At 40.4% G+C, this 19,792-nt stretch carries 9 protein-coding genes; 7 read left to right on the forward strand and 2 right to left on the reverse strand.

Annotated features, from left to right (window positions below):
• The first annotated feature begins 118 nt into the window (after positions 1-118).
• Both HRT96_RS12270 and HRT96_RS12275 read left to right on the forward strand, forming a co-directional pair.
• Positions 119-7,597 (forward strand): RHS repeat-associated core domain-containing protein, encoded by a 7,479-nt coding sequence (locus tag HRT96_RS12270; RefSeq protein WP_293156971.1) that lies wholly within the window; start codon positions 119-121, stop codon positions 7,595-7,597.
• 71 nt (positions 7,598-7,668) lie between these two features.
• Positions 7,669-10,086, forward strand: a complete 2,418-nt coding sequence (locus HRT96_RS12275; RefSeq protein ID WP_293156974.1) for a Hint domain-containing protein — start codon at positions 7,669-7,671, stop codon at positions 10,084-10,086.
• A gap of 439 nt (positions 10,087-10,525) precedes the next feature.
• On the opposite strand, the gene HRT96_RS12280 is transcribed toward HRT96_RS12275, so the two are convergent.
• Positions 10,526-11,626, reverse strand: a complete 1,101-nt coding sequence (locus HRT96_RS12280) for a site-2 protease family protein (RefSeq protein WP_293156977.1) — start codon at positions 11,624-11,626, stop codon at positions 10,526-10,528.
• Between the two features lie 404 nt (positions 11,627-12,030).
• Between HRT96_RS12280 and HRT96_RS12285 the strand changes: the two genes are divergently transcribed.
• Positions 12,031-12,627 (forward strand): type VI secretion system-associated protein TagO, encoded by a 597-nt coding sequence (locus tag HRT96_RS12285; RefSeq protein WP_293156980.1) that lies wholly within the window; start codon positions 12,031-12,033, stop codon positions 12,625-12,627.
• Between the two features lie 633 nt (positions 12,628-13,260).
• Positions 13,261-13,683, forward strand: coding sequence for a hypothetical protein (locus HRT96_RS12290; RefSeq protein ID WP_293156982.1), 423 nt, complete (start codon positions 13,261-13,263; stop codon positions 13,681-13,683).
• 230 nt (positions 13,684-13,913) lie between these two features.
• Here HRT96_RS12290 and HRT96_RS12295 read toward each other — a convergent pair whose 3' ends face one another.
• Positions 13,914-15,125 carry an MFS transporter gene (locus tag HRT96_RS12295; protein WP_293156984.1) on the reverse strand — a complete coding sequence of 404 codons (1,212 nt, stop codon included), beginning with the start codon at positions 15,123-15,125 and terminating at the stop codon, positions 13,914-13,916.
• Positions 15,126-15,246: 121 nt separating this feature from the next.
• On the opposite strand from HRT96_RS12295, the gene soxR reads away from it, so the two are divergent.
• The 3 genes from soxR (at position 15,247) to HRT96_RS12310 (ending at position 19,791) form a co-directional block, all read left to right on the forward strand.
• A complete protein-coding gene (gene soxR, locus HRT96_RS12300; RefSeq protein WP_293156986.1) occupies positions 15,247-15,687 on the forward strand; it encodes a redox-sensitive transcriptional activator SoxR in 441 nt (146 codons plus the stop codon).
• Positions 15,688-16,579: 892 nt separating this feature from the next.
• A complete protein-coding gene (locus HRT96_RS12305; protein WP_293156988.1) occupies positions 16,580-16,918 on the forward strand; it encodes a hypothetical protein in 339 nt (112 codons plus the stop codon).
• 113 nt (positions 16,919-17,031) lie between these two features.
• A complete protein-coding gene (locus HRT96_RS12310) occupies positions 17,032-19,791 on the forward strand; it encodes an immune inhibitor A domain-containing protein (RefSeq protein WP_293156990.1) in 2,760 nt (919 codons plus the stop codon).
• The last annotated feature ends 1 nt before the right edge of the window (position 19,792 follow it).

Consider the following 19,792-nt stretch of genomic DNA (forward strand, 5'->3'; position numbering starts at 1 on the left):
AAGCCTATTTAACATCTGTAGGGTGCTGATTATAGGATGTTAATTTAAAACGAGTAACTTTAATTGGCATTTTTTCGACAAACGCATTTAAGTATCGTTTTAACATAGGAGGTTAAGCGTGTCATATTTAGAAAACGACAATGGATTGAACATTGGATATCGAAATGGCCAAAAGGGAAACAGTTCTACTGAAAATGCACTCAATACTATTGATTTGTTTACTGGCTCACTAAAATTACCACTTACACTTTGCCACTTGGAGGGTCGTGACGATCTTTCTGTAACGGTTCAAGCAGGATATATGCAAAATAATCCTGAACACTTTCACCACCAAAATAGAAAGCTTGCTAATACCGTTTTGGGCTATGGTTGGGGTATTGGGCTTTCTGCGATTATGGTAAAAAATAGGCAAGTTAAGCAATCCTACCAAAAGGAATTTTATCTTATTGGGGAAGGCGGTCAGTATCCTTTGTACCGAAATGGACGAACTGCGGATGATAAGATAAGTTTTTTTTCGGTTGAGCATCCTAATTGGCAGTTTTATTTATATGATAATGCAGAGCATTCCTACTGGGAAATCTTGCATGAAGATGGCTCTAGACATACTTATGGTGGTAGTGATGACAGCAATGAAAAAACCCTGAGTTGGGATAATTGGATTGGACCTTTAGTCTCAAAAGGTGCAGAAAGTTTCATCAGTGCATGGTATTTTTCAGCGGCTGAAACAAGCAAAGGGGCGCAGGTTCAGTACCAATACGATAATGTAATGGAAACGCTTGCAGGTGCTTCTTATACCAGAACGGTACGGTTAAAACGAATTCAAACCTCCTACGATCATGAAATATTGTTTCACTATGAAGATAAAGAAGCCGGGGAATACGGAACAAACCACAGTATTACGGCTGGCGATAATGCTTACCAAGAAAAATATGAAGACAAATATCTTAAAAAACTAGATGTTCGTAATGAGCATCACGTACTGATGTATTCTCAGGAACTGATCTATGAGTTAGTAGAATCTGGAACCGAAGAAACTAAGCGGCGATTAACCGAAATAGCGCAAATCACAGCAGAAGGTACCAAGCGGCCAGCTTTGACTTTGGCTTATAAAAAGAGTGGTGAGTTTGAAGGACTGGTAGAAAAGTTACAGTATCCACTTGGAACAGGAATATCATATAACTATGAGAAGACTGAGCTATCGACCAGTGATGGGTATGGTCAGTTTGATTTGGAGATGGACTGGGAAAGTAAAATATACAAAGGAAATGATTTTGAATTTGTGTTGCTTCAGCGCGAGGAAAAAATAAAGTTTCATATCTATCAATGGGATATTACTTGGCGACAGCATATTGATGACTCCATGGTTGACGAGAGTGTATCAGACGTACAATTACAATTTGGTAATGGATTTATTTGCCTTTCCTATCTGGACTTATTATCCAGCAGTTATAAGATAAAAATTATTAAACGTTCACCTGTAAGGCGTTTTGATTGGGAAATTCGAGATTTTTCAACAGAAAATAGCCCCGATAGACCTTCCATTGCTTGTGGAACCGATTTTGTTGCTGTTCAATATACCGAGCAAAATAGTCTGAACATTTTACAATATAAATACACAGACAATGATTGGCATGAGAATACGTTGGAAGTGGAAAGTCGGGGATATCAGGCATTGGGTGCGGGGGATGGATTTATCTTCGGCGCCTATGGTGACAGTAACTCAGACAATATTCGCCTACAAAGTTTCTATTCAGATGAAGATCACAATTGGCAAATAGGGGGAACCCTTGATGTGACAGCTAATGTGGACTGGGCACTTGTGGTCCGAGAGTATGTATGGTCTATCGGATATGCTCAAGCAAGTGCGTGTTTTATTAACCATGAAGGAAACAGTGTTAAAACAACGCTAGTTTTGCTGACTTGGACCGATGGTTTTCAATTCACTGACTATCAAGTGGAAGATTTTGAGTATACAGATGATACGATAAGCCCTTATATATTTGCGGTGACAACAGATACCCTAATTGGCTACGCAGAGCACGTATACCGCTATACACCTCAAGGTTGGGTTCATCACAAGCTGCTTGACGTCGTTTCCGGTGGCGCTTATAAATTTTCTTACGCTTCAGATATGGCCTTGGCTGTTGAGAATGTGAATCAATGTCAACGGTTCTATGCTCAAAGGTTTGACCCTTATCGTGATGGATGGACAACCGATGGGGTTCCACAATCAGAGGACCTCACGCAAATAAAGGGAACCTGCCAACCATTGATTGCAGGGGAGTACGCTGTATTGGGGCGGTATATCTTCACGCGGACAATTGATGACACTTGGATAAATATTGGCGATCTAGAGCAAAACATTGACTATGCTCATGTACAAATCGATGCTCAAGGCGGTTATTTACTCTATCAACTTATTGGATATGAACAAATTTACCAAGTACCCTTTGAAAACGGTGCATTGAGTACGGATGTAAAAGTAATCGAAGGACAACGGTTAGATGCTACGAGCGCGATGGGTTCCCAAGCGGGTCTTCAATCTTTTTATACGTTTAATTCTGAAGCTAGCAGCAAGGCTGTACATTTTTACCAGTTGAGTGAAAAAAAATATAAAGACAAACAGCACAATGTACTGATCCGTTCTTTGAATTGTGATTATGGTGTATGGCAACAAGATATTTATCTTCAATATGACATGAATACGGTACGCCTAGAAAATGATCGTTGTGCTTTCCAAACCACGACGGTATATCCAGTTGATGAAAATGGCTCTAGTGGGAAGACAGAATTTCACTTCTTTAATGGCGCTAGTGTAAATGATTATGACTACCCAGACGATAAGCATACCAATGTAAAGCAGTATTATAGCCACATGTGTGGTCGTTTGGCTCATAGCATAGAATATGATGGTGATAACAACCAAGTAAATCGGTCCGAAAATAGTTTGAAGGCCATGGATACGCTTGGTTTTACTATTTTACAAACACGGTTAGAAGAGACTCGTTATTTCCCGTCATATGACATGACGAATCATCAAGCGAAAAACACATCATCCATTAAAAAAGCTACATATATTGATTATGAAGATCAGTATTTTCTCAAACGAAAAATAAAACAAGTCGGTCTGAATGCCGAGGGAAAAGAAGTACAGTTCAGTACTGAATTTCGCTATTTGTGGGAAGATGACAGCACCCTTCTGGAAAAAAATGCCCTGTCAGATGTTGTCCTTGAGATAAAAAAAGAGGAAACGTCAAACACGATATTGGGGGTCACTCGGTATACTTTTGAGAAAGACAGTTCTAACCGACATTATCAAACCGGAGAATTTTTGTGGGATCATACAGCGAGCTTCGAAGAAGAGGGAGAACAATGGGTTACAACCCAAAAAGCAATAGAGGTTAACACGAATCTGGAAACAGCTTGTACGGAAGATATAGAAGGAACAAAAACAACTTACCTCTATGATCAAAAAGATCAGTTTATCGTGGCAGCATTTGACCACGCGCTTCCAGAAGAAGTTCTGTACTGTGGTTTTGAACCTTATGAAAATCTGACTCAACTTAACATGTTGGAAGGTAGGATTAGCGAGATGCTTGATCCTAGCGAATGCTTCAGCGGAACGCAAAGTTTGCGCATTGAACCCAATAATGCGCTGAGTATCAATCTTTCTAACAAGGGTACTCATAATAGAATTTCTTTAGCCGCAAAAACGCAGGGTGAGATAACAATTACTTGGCGGCTTGGTAGCATGGTAGAAACTAAAACTTATCCCGCTGCTGAATATCGTTGGCAGCAACTCAGAGATATTTTCTCCAATTCAGCGTCAGAAAAAGGGGCGTTGACAGTGACTATTACTGGCACTCAGCCTTTATATATCGACGCACTGTTTCTGTCACCATCGCTTTCCTTAGGCGAAGCTTATGTGTATACAGGGGCTTTTGCTAAGCAATCTGCATCTCATAAAAACCACGAAAGCGGTGAACGAATTTACCTTGACCGTTTTCAAAATCCAGCGGCTATTGCAGGCGATGACGGATCATTTATCAGCCTATCGCGACAGCGGCATGGGCAATTATCGACAGCGTTAACATTAAATGAAACTTTGTTGATAGAATTCCCCAGCGGCGGACGCTTTCATTGGATGGATCAATGGGATGGTAATAGCAAATACTGGTCTCGCGCTGATAATTGTTGGGAATTTATAGCCCAAAATAATTTTGCTTTATTTACAGCAATGACGGATGGACAACCGACGTTGACGTTAGGAGAACTCCATCTCGAAGTAATTAATAATACGTGGTTGATAAAGTACGCAGGAGGGCTTGTTCATCAAGTAGATGTCACCGATGGCCAGCACTTTACGCTCTTAAAAGTAGGGCATCGTATTCAATTGTCTTGTGAAGATACGGTTATTTATGAGGGCAAGCACCCTTTTGCAGTAGGAACACAATTACAGCTAGCCGTGTCTGATACTGAAAATGTGGATTGCATGGGGTTTGCGCCAGATCCAAAAATATTGCTCTCATTTACCGATTTTGCGGGTAAATCTCATCAGGATATTGCTGTTACAGAAACCGGTATTATTGTCGGGCAAACCCTCTATAACCCGCAGGGACAAGCGGAGATAACGACAAAGAAATTAGAGCTACAAGATGTACTTTGGTCATATCAACAAGATCTAGTAACGCACTACAATAGTGACACTGGAATATTGGAAGGACTCGTTGCAGATACTTATCCAGAGGATGATGGGTTTCCTTATGATCAAATTAAACATACGAAATCCCCGTCACCTAAACAGATAGAAATGGGTCAGGCGGGTAAGCAAAGGGCGATTGAAGGCGATGGTAATACCATGCGCTTTGATTACTATATTAATGAAGGTCAATTTCATCATTTACAAGATGGCACTTGTACCCTGAAGTTACAGAAAATGCCTGATGGAATTAGCAGTTTTGAAGCCGTAGATGTCTTTGAAAACAAAGTGATGTCCATCACTTATAATGAAGCCAGTGATACCGCTGAGCAGCTGATGCGATATCAATATGATCACAATGGTAATTTAACGCATGTATTCTACCCTAACTATTTCTCGGGTATGCAAGGGCATGAGCAGTTCTTTAGCACGTATACATATAATGTCTTTGGTAAACTGAGTTCACAGAAAGAACCTGATGCCAGTGGTTATGAATTTATCTATGATCGGGCTGGAAAGTTACGATTTAAGAATCAGGCGTCAGATTCCGGGCGTTATTTATATTATGTGTATGACACTTATACGCGAATGATTGAACAGGGTACCATCGAGGGCGAATGGGACCCAGTACAATTAGAACTAGAGGCGCAAGGGGTTGGTATTGCGCCTGCTGGTGGCATTGCCAGAGTTAGAAATTTCTATGATGGCGATGGTACGGATCAGACCTTACTGCGCAAGCTTAGCAAAGTTGAAAGCTTCGATGATGATGGGGTATTAGAAACCGTCGAAAAATATCGCTATGATCTTCGGGGAAATATTCGGGAGAAAACTACGATTACCAAAGCTAGTGAGGATGTATTAGCGACGAAGTATGATCAAGCCAAGAATATAATAACGTGTCCAAAAATTTTGGGAATATTAGAAACCGTCGAAAAGTACCTCGATGACCTTAAAGACAATATTAAGGACAAAATCACATCTACCCAAGCCAATGAGGATGTATTGGTGATGGAGTATGATCACGCCAAGAACATGACAAGTTATCGAATGGACGATGTGATCGTAACGAATATCTACGATATTTTATCCAGATTAGTCGGTGTGAAACACGGAAACAATCTCATTTATACTTGTTCCTATCTACCCTGTGGGCAACTTGCAGGGGAGACGTTCTTACCTGAGCAAGAAGGCGCTTTGGAAAAAAACTATACTTATGATTCGGCAATGTGGTTAAAAGGCATGCAAGACAGATTCTTTGAACAAGAATTAGAGTATGCCGACACGGGGTCAAGTTCTGGGTTGGGAGGACGGATCACGAAGTCTATTAGTCGACATGTCGGTACTCCAGAAATAACCTTTGATTATAGCTATGATGCTTACGGTAGGCTGCAATCTTATGAACGAAATGGCATAGCTCATGCTATCGATTTGGATTTAAACGGCAATCAGGTCGATGAAAATAATGGGTCTACTAAATTTCAATATGAAGAAGGAACCAATAAGCTATTATCCAAGGGCAATACATCTTTTCAATACGATCCGTCGGGGAATGTTACCCAAGTACCTGAACATGAGATGCTCATCAAGTATGACAATATGTTCAATAAACCAACGGCAATTCAAGTCGGAAGCCGACAACTGACTTATACCCATGGTGTACAAGGACATTCGTCAAAAAACGATGGCACTGCGACGACTTTTGTTAATTACGATATGCAAGGCCGATTGCTTAGTGAGATGAAAAACGGTGTTAGAACACTCTGCATATATGGTGCCAATGGAATGATGGCGCAGATCCAGAATGATCAAGTATATTTTTTAATTAAGGATTATCAGTCATCCGTTCGGGCTATCTATGACGGTAATGCACTTTTAGCCACCTTTAGCTACGATCCCTTTGGTCAGATAGATGTTCAGACAATTCTAGATGAGTCAGTAGAAACGTTGATTCCAATTCGTTTTACCTCCGCAAGACTGGAAGCGACGTTAGACTTGTATACCATGCGCTACCGGATATATTCCCCATCATTAGGCCGATTCCTTAATTTGGATCCAGAAAATCAACATACCAGTCCTTATTTATACTGCGGTTCGGATTGGGTTAATTACTTTGATCCTGATGGCGCTTTTTCTTGGGCTGCCTTTGCTACAGCTGTCATTGGCATTGTCCTTATTGGTGTCGGTGTTGCTATTACTGTTGCTACTGGTGGTTTAGGCGGTGCCGCCGGAGTCGCCCTTGGTATGTTAGGGGCGGGATTGATCGGCGGTGGTGCTGGTTTGGCGGTTTATGGCGTGAGCTCTGCCATTTCAGGCGATTTTAATTTGACCGACGCACTAATTGCAGGTGGCTTAGGCTTTGTTTTTGGCGCTGTTGCTTTCGGGGTCGGCGCTGGAATTGCCGCCGCAGCACCTACGATAGGTTCCACGGCAACGACGTTCGCTGAGATTGGTTCAGGGGTTATATTAGGCGCAAATAATTCCGTAGTTTCAAACGGAATAACCAATATTAGGGAAGACCGCGCATTTACAGATGGCTGGGCAACCTGTGCTATCACGGGTGCCATCGTCGGTGGTATCCCTGCTGCAAAAAAAGCATGGAGTAATAAAAACACAGGGAAATATACGGTTACACCCAACAGCGCAAAACATGAACTTAAGAAAAAAATTCGCACATCTTTAGCGGATGCGGGTAAATCCGTAGCAGGAAAAGCAGCGGCGGAGATATACGACAATAAAGATGCATTGATGAACACTGTTCAGGCAGATGATAGACAACAGCAATTCGGTGACGTTAATAAAATTAACGGCCCTAACATTCAGATTTATCAAGTAAAACAACCGGGAAATTTAAATGATATAGGGTCTCTTTGGGTGAGAAATGTTTCATTTAATACCTAAAGTGATTTTATTGAGTAATACGTAAATTCAAAAGAGTAACAACCTACAACCTATAAACAACAAGGAAAGTAATGATGGGAAGAACAACTACGGTAACACCTGATTTTCCACTAATAGTGTCTGATATCGAAAATCCGACAGAATACGATGAAATATTCTTTCAAAGAGGAGGATATATTGAAATTAAGGTCGGTGCAGAGCTTACGATTGATAAAATCACTGAAGATGATGGTTCTTTAGGTGGCAAGATACCGACAACAAATCTAAATTCCAGTCAGAAAAAAAATTGGAACTACGACATCATCATAGTATCAGAAGATGGAATCGATGGAAAAAAAGGTCAAAAGGGTGAAGATGGAGCGACGAGTGCCAATGGGCAAAATGGCAGAGATGGCTCATCAGCTTATAACGGTTCTTCATTGGGGGATTATACATTGACAATCAAAGACTCCGATATGAATTTATCATTACTTAATGTTGGTTCTAATGGTGGTGATGGTGGTAATGGTGGTGATGGTGGTGATGGTGGTGATGGTCAAAAAAATGGGCCTAAGGGCGGCAAGGGCGGTGACGGCGGTGACGGCGGTAATGGCGGTAATGGCGGTGATGGTACTCAAGTAACGGTATATTGGGGTTCTACTACTAATGATATCACATGGACTAATCGTGTTGGTCGTGTTGGTGGTAGCGGTCAAGGTGGGGTTTCAGGTAAGAATGGTGCCTGGAGTGCGGATACAGAAAATGGCAAGGATGGTACTAAGGGTCATCAAGGTCTGAAAGGTAAAACCGGTACTGTTAAGGTGATTAAAGAAAATAAAAAACCGATAACCACAATTTGTAACGTGATAGATAAAGTAAGCCAAGCAATTGATAAAGCTGATGATTTTATAACTAACGCTAACAACTTTATGGCTAAAACTCACAAGTTAGAATCAATGTTTAAGCATGTCGGTGGTACTAAGGTTGCGAAAGAAAAGTATCCCGCGCTCTATAATTCGCTTTTAAAAACGCCTGAATCGCCAAAAACACAGGCAGAAACTGGGGATGATGCTTTAGATAAAGGCTTTATGATGAGTGCTATTTATATAACCGATGGCGCAAGTAGTAAAGGTAATCTGACAGCATCTGACAGACGTTCTGTGGCATGCGATTCTTTTGCAACAGTTAATAACGCAGCAATGATTATGGTCGTTTCAACGTTAACCGATCTGAACACTGAAACCGTACTAAACACCATAAGTGAATATACGAGTGAGACCGACATTGAATCTAGAGTCGAGGCGTTAAATTCAGACATAGGACAATTTAATGATCATGAACTTGAAGTGGTTACTGAGTTTACCTACGTATATGCTGACGCTGCTACATATACAAGCGAGGAACAAACTCAGGGTTATACATTGGTTAATGGACAGAGTGTTGTCACCGACTTTGTTATTGATGATCCCCATAGTCTAAATGACACGACCGTTAACGTTATGTATGATCGAGATGCTGCTGCTGGTGAGCATACGGACTATACTTATAAAGGTGTGCTGAATGGTGAGTTAGTGACAACTAAGCTGCCAGTTAAGGGATCTTTTAAATTAGCGCCTTTTCTGAGACCGACACAAATATCAAATATTGGGGGCTTACAGTTAGTTTATGACGGACAAACCTTGGTGAAATATCACTATGACAAACCGTCAGATTTGAATAAATACTTAACTTTTAGTAAGGAAGCAGGGCTCCTTGGACAATGGAAGGTTGATTTTAATTTTGACGAAGACTGGGGTGTTAAGCTACATAAAGATAACTATACAACAGAGGGTCCCTGCTTAACTGGGGTTAAATTAAGATGGAGTTTCAGAATCGAAACCGTTAAGGCAAATGGCGACATATTTGACGTAAATGTTGCAATAACGAGTGCTTCAAAGCCACCTGAAGGTGGAAAATACAATCATTCGGACTCAAATACGGTCAAGATACCGGATATATTAATCAGATGGGGCTGTTTCCACAAGGATAGCCTGATTAAATTGGCTGGTGGTTGTGTGAAAAAAATCAGTGAAATTTCTATTGGTGATGTATTGTTAACGGCAGAGCAGGAAAAAGTAACGGTTACGGAAATCTACAAAGGTTTAGAAAAGCAGCTGATACGTATAGAAACAGCATCTGGTAAAGTGTTGCAGATCACAGACAATCACCCGATTATGTCAGATTCAGGCACAATGATGGCGGCTAAGTTAGCTATTTCGGCCAAAATACATACCGAAGATGGTTTGGAAGAAATCATTGAGCTATCAAAAGTTGATTATAACGATCAAGTCTATAATGTCGATTGTGGCGGCGCTATGCTCATTGCCGATGGTATTTATGCGGGTGATTTTATCAGCCAAAATGCGAAGCGGGAGCAGAAAAACAAAAAAACGCCGACCCCTGAAGCAATCGCAATCATGGATGACATGAAGCGAATGAGTGATGATATTAATCGTTTACACAATCAATAAGGTAGTATTTATAATTTAGTGTCATTTCAGTAAAATATTAAAAAAATGAAATGACACATGCTACGACGTTTTGAGCGTTAACTTAAGCTTTTTTAGAGCGTAACCAATAAGCCTCCGGCTTTGCCGGAGGTCATTTAGCTTTTTTATGTATACTGAATAGGGTGTTTTTCAAGATAGTTGACACTCTTCACTTAAGCTTCATACTACCTTTTTCGTCTCTTCATTAGGCACATTATGTGGGTTCAATATGACCGCGCCGATTGGTTCACAATTCCTTATTCCGTTAGGCCTGCACATTGGATTTATCACCTTCGCAGCTTCAAGTACAGTTTTTCGATTGGATTACCTTGATGTGTTTCTTTAGCACTTTGCATAACAAAGTACAGCGAAGCCCATTGCAGAAAATCAGGTTGCAATGGGCTGGTGGCACTGCTGGTAATTAGCTTTGTAATATCTGTAGTGGTAGGGAAAGTAACTCATCGCCCATACCGGCAAAGTACCAAATCACACCAATAAGCGCGCCTGCTGTCGCCACATACCAGATAGCGGAAAACAGCTGCCCGTATCTGTCGAGGGGTAATAGATGGCTTTGATGACGGCCACGCCATTCAAATACGATCTCGACGCTACCAATTAACAGCATGAAGCCAAGCAGGGCCAAGCCTAAGCTATAGCTGATGAATATCCCGGCCACGGCCCCTGCGATACAAGCAACTAGGCCTACGACGCTGTTCATCGAAAAGCTAATGCTTTTGAGGATGTGGCCACCATCGAGCGGTAAAATCGGTAACAGGTTAAATAGATTCAGCAAGGCGTTAAAGCTGGCTAGTCCGGCAAAGAATACTTCCCCTGTTAGCCAGTAGGCGACCAGAGACAACAGCGACATGAGCAAGCCAAAGGTAGGACCCATAATCGAGATCACCACATCTTGCCAACGGGTATTAATCTTATCATCGCCTAATGCTAACCCGCCCATAAACGGGATCAGGTAAATGCCTTTGGTTTTCATACCAAAGTATTTCATGGCTTTAACATGGCCGTATTCATGAAACACCAGACAAGCAATTAAGGCGAGGGCAAACTGCCAAGAAAATAGCCATGAATAAGCCGCTAGACTGGCGCCGGCCAGCACTACCTTGATAACCTTAGCGCTCTTTAATAACTTTAACGCCAGCGAGCCTAAGCCAATTAAGCTAAATTTTTTCTTTTCGGCAACCGGATGTTGCGGGGTTTGCCGTTCAATATCTTTGGTGTCGCGCTGACCTTGGTTAATGAGCTGTTCATTAACATACAAGGCATAGTCTATTTTAAAGGGTTGCCAGAGCAGCTCGGTGGTGAGTTTTATGAGGATGCTGGCGGGTGTCTGCGCATCACCGCTGTGCTGGCTGAGTTCAAACTCATGGGTTTTACTGCCCTCATTATCACTCGAGGCGTTGATCACCGACACGAGTTTGTCGTCCCAAAATACTTGTTGCCAGCCCGCTAGCGAGCCTTCCAGTCGCAGCGATTTGCCAAGGCAGTCAATGTTTAATAATTCCAAGTTAAGCCTTTATATTTATCCAGCAGTGATGCCGATTAATAGAATAATAGAATAATAGAGTTTAAGTTACTGTCATCACAGTGTGTTTGCCGATGGCAGAGTATAGCAAAAAGTATCGCAAAGAGAAAAGCACGATAACAGTACCTGTTCAATGTTATCTGTACGTGAGAAATATTGTTCTCATCTGCTTGCGGGCCTTTTGGTCATGTCTTTTGCAATTGTTGCGGGCTTAGATTGGAAGTTGTGAACTTATCTGATGAAAGGTCAAAGTAAGCAGAAATGCGGCGTACTGCACGAGAATAATCATCAATAGTTACTGGTCGTTTACCTTACCGCCATAAATTGGTAAGGTGTTGTTCATAAAGAATATTAAAGCGTTAAGCATCGCAAGGAAAAATCTGAAGATGATGAGACAAATTTTACTGGTTGCAGCCTCGCTGTTGTTGGCTGCAAACGCGAACGCTGCAATAAATGAAAAAGAATATGCTAAATGCGCTATCGTTGAAGGGGATCAGGCTAGACTTGAGTGCTTTGATAATTTGACCGCCGCTAAAAAACTTAATGTTCGTCAAGTTAAACCAGCATCGTTCGTGGGTAAAGGAAAGTGGTATGTATCCGTAGATGGTGGTTCTAAGGCCGTTACATTGACTCTGAATGCTGATTCTGGGAAAAACCGATGGGGTAAACCGGTTTATCTGGTTGTAAGGTGTAAAAGTAATACAACAGATCTCTATATTGGCTGGAATGACTATCTTGGTCGCGAAGCTTCGGTTCTGACTCGAGTCGGTACTAATAAAGCCATTACTCAAAGCTGGAGTATGTCTACTGACAAAAATACCACATATCACAACGAGCCAATTCCGTTCATAAAAGAGCTGCTTGATTCATCTAAGTTAGTTACTCAAGTAACGTTGTACAATGAAAGCTCCGTTACAGCGGTTTTCAATACCGCTGGTTTAGCAAATATCATACAGCCGCTTAGAGACCGTTGTGGCTGGTAATTTTTAACAACAAGAATAGGTGCCGCGCAGCCGACATCTATTCGGGTATTGAACAAGTCCGAAGCCATCTTTTTATTAAACTTAAGGCAAGCTGGTTTGAGATACAAATCGGCATCGACTTGTATCCAGAACTTAGTTAGTTTTAGTCATGAATTATTTTTGTCCATGAATGAGTTGGGTCGCGTAGCTAACTTGAAAATGCCCCTTTCTTTGTTAGTGCTTCTACTCATTCATATTTTGTTCATGACACTTAGCCATAAATTTTTCTATATTTAAATTTTAGCAACTTTAATTTTACTGACCATATTTGTGCTTAATGAAAGCGGTGCGATGGAATAATTTTATATAGTGTTATTGGTATTTTGGCCAAAGCCGTCACGGTTTGTTAAAAAACAGTCAGATTTATCTTGTAGCTAAAAATTAATATCAATATACTCAGTCACATAGCTAGTCTCGTATATAACTGATAAGACTAAATAAATAATTTACAGGACGGTTCGTTCCCCCTGAAATTGGTAATCAATCAATTTATAATATAATCTTACTTTTCAGTTGATTAGTTACTCTTTGTCGCGGCGAGTTAATTTGAAACGTCTTATTATAAAAATGTTAGAAGTTCAAGGAAGGTTTGATATGGAACAGGAGTTTTTTGGCGGTAAATACAAGGTCTCTGACAGCACCTTTGAGTACCTTGGACATGTCGAACCATTATCGAAAATAGCTGCTCTTGAAGTCCTCGAATCTGATGTAAAGAAAAAGATTATAGCTGGTTTAACTCTTTCATTCTGGGGACTGCTTTTCTCATTTTTTCCTGGGTTTATATTAACTATTTTTATACCAAATTTTTTTCCGAGTGTAGAAGATCCTCAGTTAGTGAGTTCGGTTTTTTTCATGAGCTTATTTTTCATTCTTGGCTTTTTTCTCAGAGCACAATACAGATTGGTAATTACGAAGGTAAGTGGCAATAAAGGGTCTATCGGAAATAGCAGAAAATCTCGGACGGAATTTGATCAATTAATCGAGACACTAAATGATTCAATGTACCGTAACTTATAATCATCGGTATAACCAGTTACTCAAATCGACAGCTAACGTTTGGCGATCTAGGTTTTAATTAACAAAAGATCGAGAAATTGCAGTAAAAGAGCTAACACTTTGTGGCATTCCTGAAGCTATTGAGTATCAATATAAAATACACATATCAAAAAATAAAGCTGATACTTAAGGGGCAGCTGATTTGAGCGTTAACCTCAATACAGCCATCAAGAATACACAATGAGTACTGACTAGTGACCGATAATTTCAGCTTGATTTATAAATATTTTAATATTTGAACGCTGTTTTAAGTGCAGCATCATCACCCCTGCGAACAGCAATACTATCCCGATAATAATGAACCCCAAGGCTGTGAGTTGTAAGTAACTTAACAGCGCAATAACGACGTAACTCAAGCTTTGCGCTAGTGTAGAAAACAGTTTTAATCCACCTTCAACTCGCCCTCTTTCTTCCATCGCAATGACATGATGCATCTTATTGGTTCTCGCAATACGATTATATGAATTGAAAAAACCAAGGATAATAGTAAGTAATATAATCAAAGTAGGGGACAGATAAGATCCCATAACAAGAAGTAAGATCGCCATAACTAGAATTGAAACTATCATGGCATTGTCATGATCATAACGCCTTAAAAGGTGAGCAATTAACAATCCACTGAGTAATGCACCTAGACCATAACTCATTTTCCATGTCGCAAACCAACTACCGCTAATGCCTTGTTCAGCGAAATAGATAGGGACAAGTTTTACCAGAAAGGTCAATACTGGATAAGACAAGCAAGATAATGCCAAAAATGTATAGAAGTGTTTTTGTTTAGAAAATATGCTTTTGCTTGCTACAAGCTGTTTAAAGAATGCCTCTTTTAAGGATGGACGGAACTGGCGCTGGTAAGGGGTCGCGATATAACATAAGCCAGACAGGATTGAAGCGAATACCGCTAAAAATGAAAATTCAAGCATTGACCAGTATTCAAGTAAAATGATCCCTAATGCGCCCGCCCCAAGTGTGGTGACTTGCATCACAACTTCTTGATAACTCGATATTTTCGCGTATTCATCCTGACGATAGTTTTCTTGTGTGAAGGCATTATTACAACTCCAGGCTAAATCATTACTTAACCAAAAAATTAACTGAGCAAAAGCCAAAAGCCAGTGAGACTGAATTCCATTGTAATAAGTAACGAACACCATCATTGCAGTCGTTGCTTGTATTAACTGCATGAATATCAGAATCTTTTTTCTAGAGTAGCGATCTATCGAAGTGGCAAAAAATGGGGTGAAAACAAATGATACAGAGGTACAAACTAATGCCGTAATCGCTACGAACATACCCATACCTTCTTCTGAAAGCATGATCCATGGTAACGCCATCATAAACATCCCAGATGAAATACCATCAAAAAAACGTGCGAATAGATAGGGGACCGTTCTATTTCTCATATTATGCTCCATGCTTTTTATTATTATTTATGTTTATTTAGTGCTAGTCTAATACCTCAAGTTAAGTTGAGGTAAAGCGATATTTTCATAGACTTAAATATAAAATAACAGGGAGAGTGAGATGGAAATGAGTGTTGGGCAAGTAGCCAAAAGGGCTGTTGTTAAAGTATCAACCTTACATTTTTATGAGCAGAAAGGGCTTATTCAAAGTTGGCGTAATACGGGTAATCAGCGCCGTTATGATCGCAGTGTATTAAGGCGAATCGCAGTGATTAAAATGGCGCAAAAATTGGGTATGTCTTTGCAAGAAATTACACTAGCACTATCGCATTTACCCAAAGATAACGCCCCCACTGAAGAAGAGTGGAGAGTGATGGCTAATGTGTGGAAGTTACAGTTGGACGAACGTATTAATCGTTTACAAACGTTGAGAGATGAGCTTGATGAATGCATTGGTTGTGGATGCCTATCTATCAATAAGTGCAGACTAAGAAACCCGCAAGACATATTAGCACAGACAGGTAAAGGTGCGGTGTTATGGGAAAATAGCGATTTAACCTAATAGCGTATTCGAATGATAGGAAAATGATACATAACCGTTGTAGGATAAAAGTATCTAAAATTCAGACCGTCGTTGTTTGCAGCACTAGTGGCGTTAAATTACATTCAATCGCTGTACGCGATTGAGTAAAAATCAGAACCAGTCTTGCATCAATTTCACGAATGGCTAAGCAAAAGTGCAACAACAGTCACCCCGAAAAGTAAAATAGGCTATACCTTACAGTATTGTGATGACTTGCCTTGGAATGCAGACCTAGAAGCCTGATGATATCAGGCTTCACTGTTTAACTAACCGCTTGCGTTCATACACTATGGTATAAGCCACACCACCTGCTTTTTATTTCAGGCTTTAATCGAACTCCAATATTGCTGACGTTTTAAAAAAATACATACCAATACAAATATAATTGATAGCAAACATTTTCATAATGTAACCTTTGAATATTCTCGAGCATTAGAGTATGCGTCAATACAGGAAGAAATATCATTATAAGACTTTAATTTAGTGTAACCCAGCCCATCATGAACTCGTTCGTTATCTTGTTACAGAGTTAAAATTCAGTCATATCAGCCACATTACTTCTCCTCCCTTTTATTTTTAAATATCCCATGTTCGGACTGATAATACCCAAATTGATAATTTATATTTTTGATACATGATATTGCCTATAAATATATATTTAGTGGTTAATAATCAATCAGTTTAGGCCATGTTTATGATTACAGTGTTATGAATCTTAGTTATAAAAACATCTAAAGTGTGATGTATGTACGAATTATTTCTATTACTTTTGGAATACCTCACAAGTTCAGTGTATTTATTTTGCAATAAATTCCATTAGTAATAACTTAACTAAACATTTACAAATAATTTACAAAGCGAGGGTGATGAAATGAAAATAGTTTTTTGTTTGGTAATGTCGCTTATTAGTCACTTAGTATTTGCTTCTGTTCCTGCGGATGAAAATGAAAGGTTACTCGGTGCCTTGATATCCAGAGGTGTTATTTGCGACGGTCTTAATCGCGATCAACAACAAAAGGCTTTAGCGATATATTTACAGCGTAAACAGCGTCATAACAGCATGAATAAACCGAGTAATATAAAGCATTCGGTGTATCCCGATAGCGATACTTCTGACGTCAATACTGCTAACGACTTACATGCAGAAATGCCTAATTCGGAGCCTGCAAATTCGAATGAAAAAAATACCTGCATTCTACCGCCCGACTAATCCCGGTTAGAGAATACTCATAGGGAATCAATCAACATGTTTGCTGATCCTCATTAACAGGTTCTGCGGAGTGTGGTGATAATAAAATGGAAAATAATAACAAGGAAATATTAATGAAGAAACTCAAACATACATTGGTTGCGACAGCGATAATCAGTTTACTTGGTGTCAATGCTGTACATGCGAAAACTCCAGTAGACTTGGGGGTGGTTAATGAAGATAAGTTGGCCGAAATGCTGGTTCGCAGGGGATTACTTGATGATTCAGCGTCATTACAGGAAAGGTCAGATGCAGTAAAAAGCTATTTAGACAATAAGATAAAACATGGATTTAGTGGTGATGCTCAATTTGGGAAGCAAGCCAAACTTCATCAAAGTCGCATTATTAATGTTATCGAGAAACAACAGGGATTGAAAAAGTCGAGTGTCTTTGCGCTGGAAATTACGAATAAGCGCACCGATAAAGTCTTGGCTCTTTTGATCGATTTCCCCGACCTTCCATGGGATGATAACCAGCTGACTGAAGAGCATACTTCGATGCTTTACCCTAGTTATTCACCTACGCATTATCAGAACCTGCTATTCTCAGATACTGGTTATACCGGTCCGAAAGGCAATAATTTTATCTCTATGCGTCAATATTACGAGCAAGAATCAGGAGATAGTTACAGTGTTGCCGGTCAAGCTACAGGTTGGTATACAGCGGAGAATAATGCCGCTTATTACGGAGGCAACTCTGCGACAACCGACAATGACAAAAATGCCCAAGCGTTAGTGCGCGAGGCGCTGGCACAGCTGGCTAAAGATCCGAGTGTGAATCTGGCCGACTATGATATCGAAGATCGTTATGACTTTGACGGTGATGGTAACTTCCGTGAACCAGATGGTGTTATCGATCATCTCATGGTCTTTCATGCCTCTGTTGGCGAAGAAGCAGGTGGTGGTGTACTGGGTCCTGATGCGATTTGGTCACACCGTTTTAATCTTGGTCAGCCATATGTACTTGAAGGTACGACAAGTTCTGTGCCGGAACAATTTAATGGTAACTATGCAGCGTTTGATTATACGATCCAACCAATAGACGCCGCAGCAGGGGTTTGTGCGCACGAATATGGTCACGATTTAGGCCTGCCTGATGAGTATGATACTCAGTATAGTGGCGCTGGCGAACCTGTTTCTTATTGGTCAATCATGTCTTCTGGTAGTTGGGCTGGTAAAATTGGTGGAACCCAACCGACAGCATTCAGCTCATGGGCTAAAACTTTCTTACAAACTGCAATTGGTGGCCGCTGGATCAATGATGAGCGATTATCTATTGAAGAGATAAAAGAGAAAGATTTATTCTTTACCTTGTTCCAAACTACAGATAACGATCGTCCGAATATGGTACGCATTGACTTACCTATGAAGAAAAGCGAAGGATTAAAACCGTTCGAAGGGACGGCTCAGTTCCATTCCGAACAGGGTGACGGCCTGAACAATTCGATGAGCAGAAGCTTAGATATTCCAGCTGCAGATGTCGTTAAACTGGTATTTAAAGCTTGGTATCAAATAGAAAAGGATTATGACTTTGCCCGTGTGCTGATTAACGGTAAACCAATCTCAGGTAATATTACGACGCTGGATGATCCGCTTAATACTGGTTTAGCCCCGGCTATTGGTGGTGAATCTGATGGTTGGATCGATGCAGAATTTGATCTGTCGGCTTACGCTGGACAAACTGTTACGCTTGGTTTTGATTACATCACGGATGGTGGTCTGGCAATGAAAGGACTGTTCCTTGATAACATTGCTCTGGTTAGTGATGGTGAACGTACGCTGATTGATGATGTAGAATCAACGTCGACGTTTGCTCTTAATGGCTTTAAGGCTAACACTGGTTTCTACGAGTCTAATCACTATTATTTACTACAATGGCGTAGTCATAACGACGTTGATGAAGGCTTGAAAAATATTAAACGTATGGGTCAGTTAGTGACGTTCGAACCCGGATTGATTATTTGGTACGTTGATGATTCATTTAAGGATAACGCGGTAGGTAAACATCCTGGTCAAGGTTGGCTTGGTATTTTAGATGCTGATCAGAACGCGCTATTATGGTCGGATACTGGCCTCCCTGCACAAACTCGTTTTCAAGTTCGTGATGCTGCTTTCTCATTACATGATCAAACTGAATTTAGTTTGACTGCTCGTGATGGCAATGTATTGGAAGATAGTAATCTTGCTGCCAATGGTCATTTTGCTGATAATCAAGATTACAGTTTGCCACAAGCGCCGGATTCAGGGCGTATCGTGACCGAATATGGTCTTGTTATTGATATACTGAAGCAGGCTGAAAACAACGAATATGGTGTTCTAAAAGTGTCTTATTCAGAGGCTGAAAATGTTGCACCTCAAGCTATATTTGACTTTGTTGTTGACGGACTCGAGGTTACTGCCACAAACAGAAGTACTGATAGTGATGGTCAGATTTCTAAATATCTATGGGATTTTGGCAGCGGTCAGATCAGTGATGAAATCTCACCAGTGTGGCAGTATACTGAAAGTGGCAGTTACACGGTAACCCTGACGGTAACTGATAATGATGGCGTAACAGCGACAGTATCTGAGACAATTGAGGTTGTTTCTCCAAATGTTGAACCTGAAGTTGATGCGAAATATATTCACTTAGGTCGTCTGGTGACATTATGGTCAACCAGTACTGACAGTGATGGTCGTATTGTTGATACTGAATGGCAATTACCGAATGGCAAGACTAAGCATGGTCGTCTTATTACGGCAATGTTTCCTTCATACGGTCATCATGTTGTGACATTGAAGATAATCGATAATGACGGTGCTGTTGTCAGCAAGGTTATTAACGTTAAAATATAAA

This window comes from Moritella sp. (assembly GCF_013215705.1).
Taxonomy (GTDB): Bacteria; Pseudomonadota; Gammaproteobacteria; order Enterobacterales; family Moritellaceae; genus Moritella.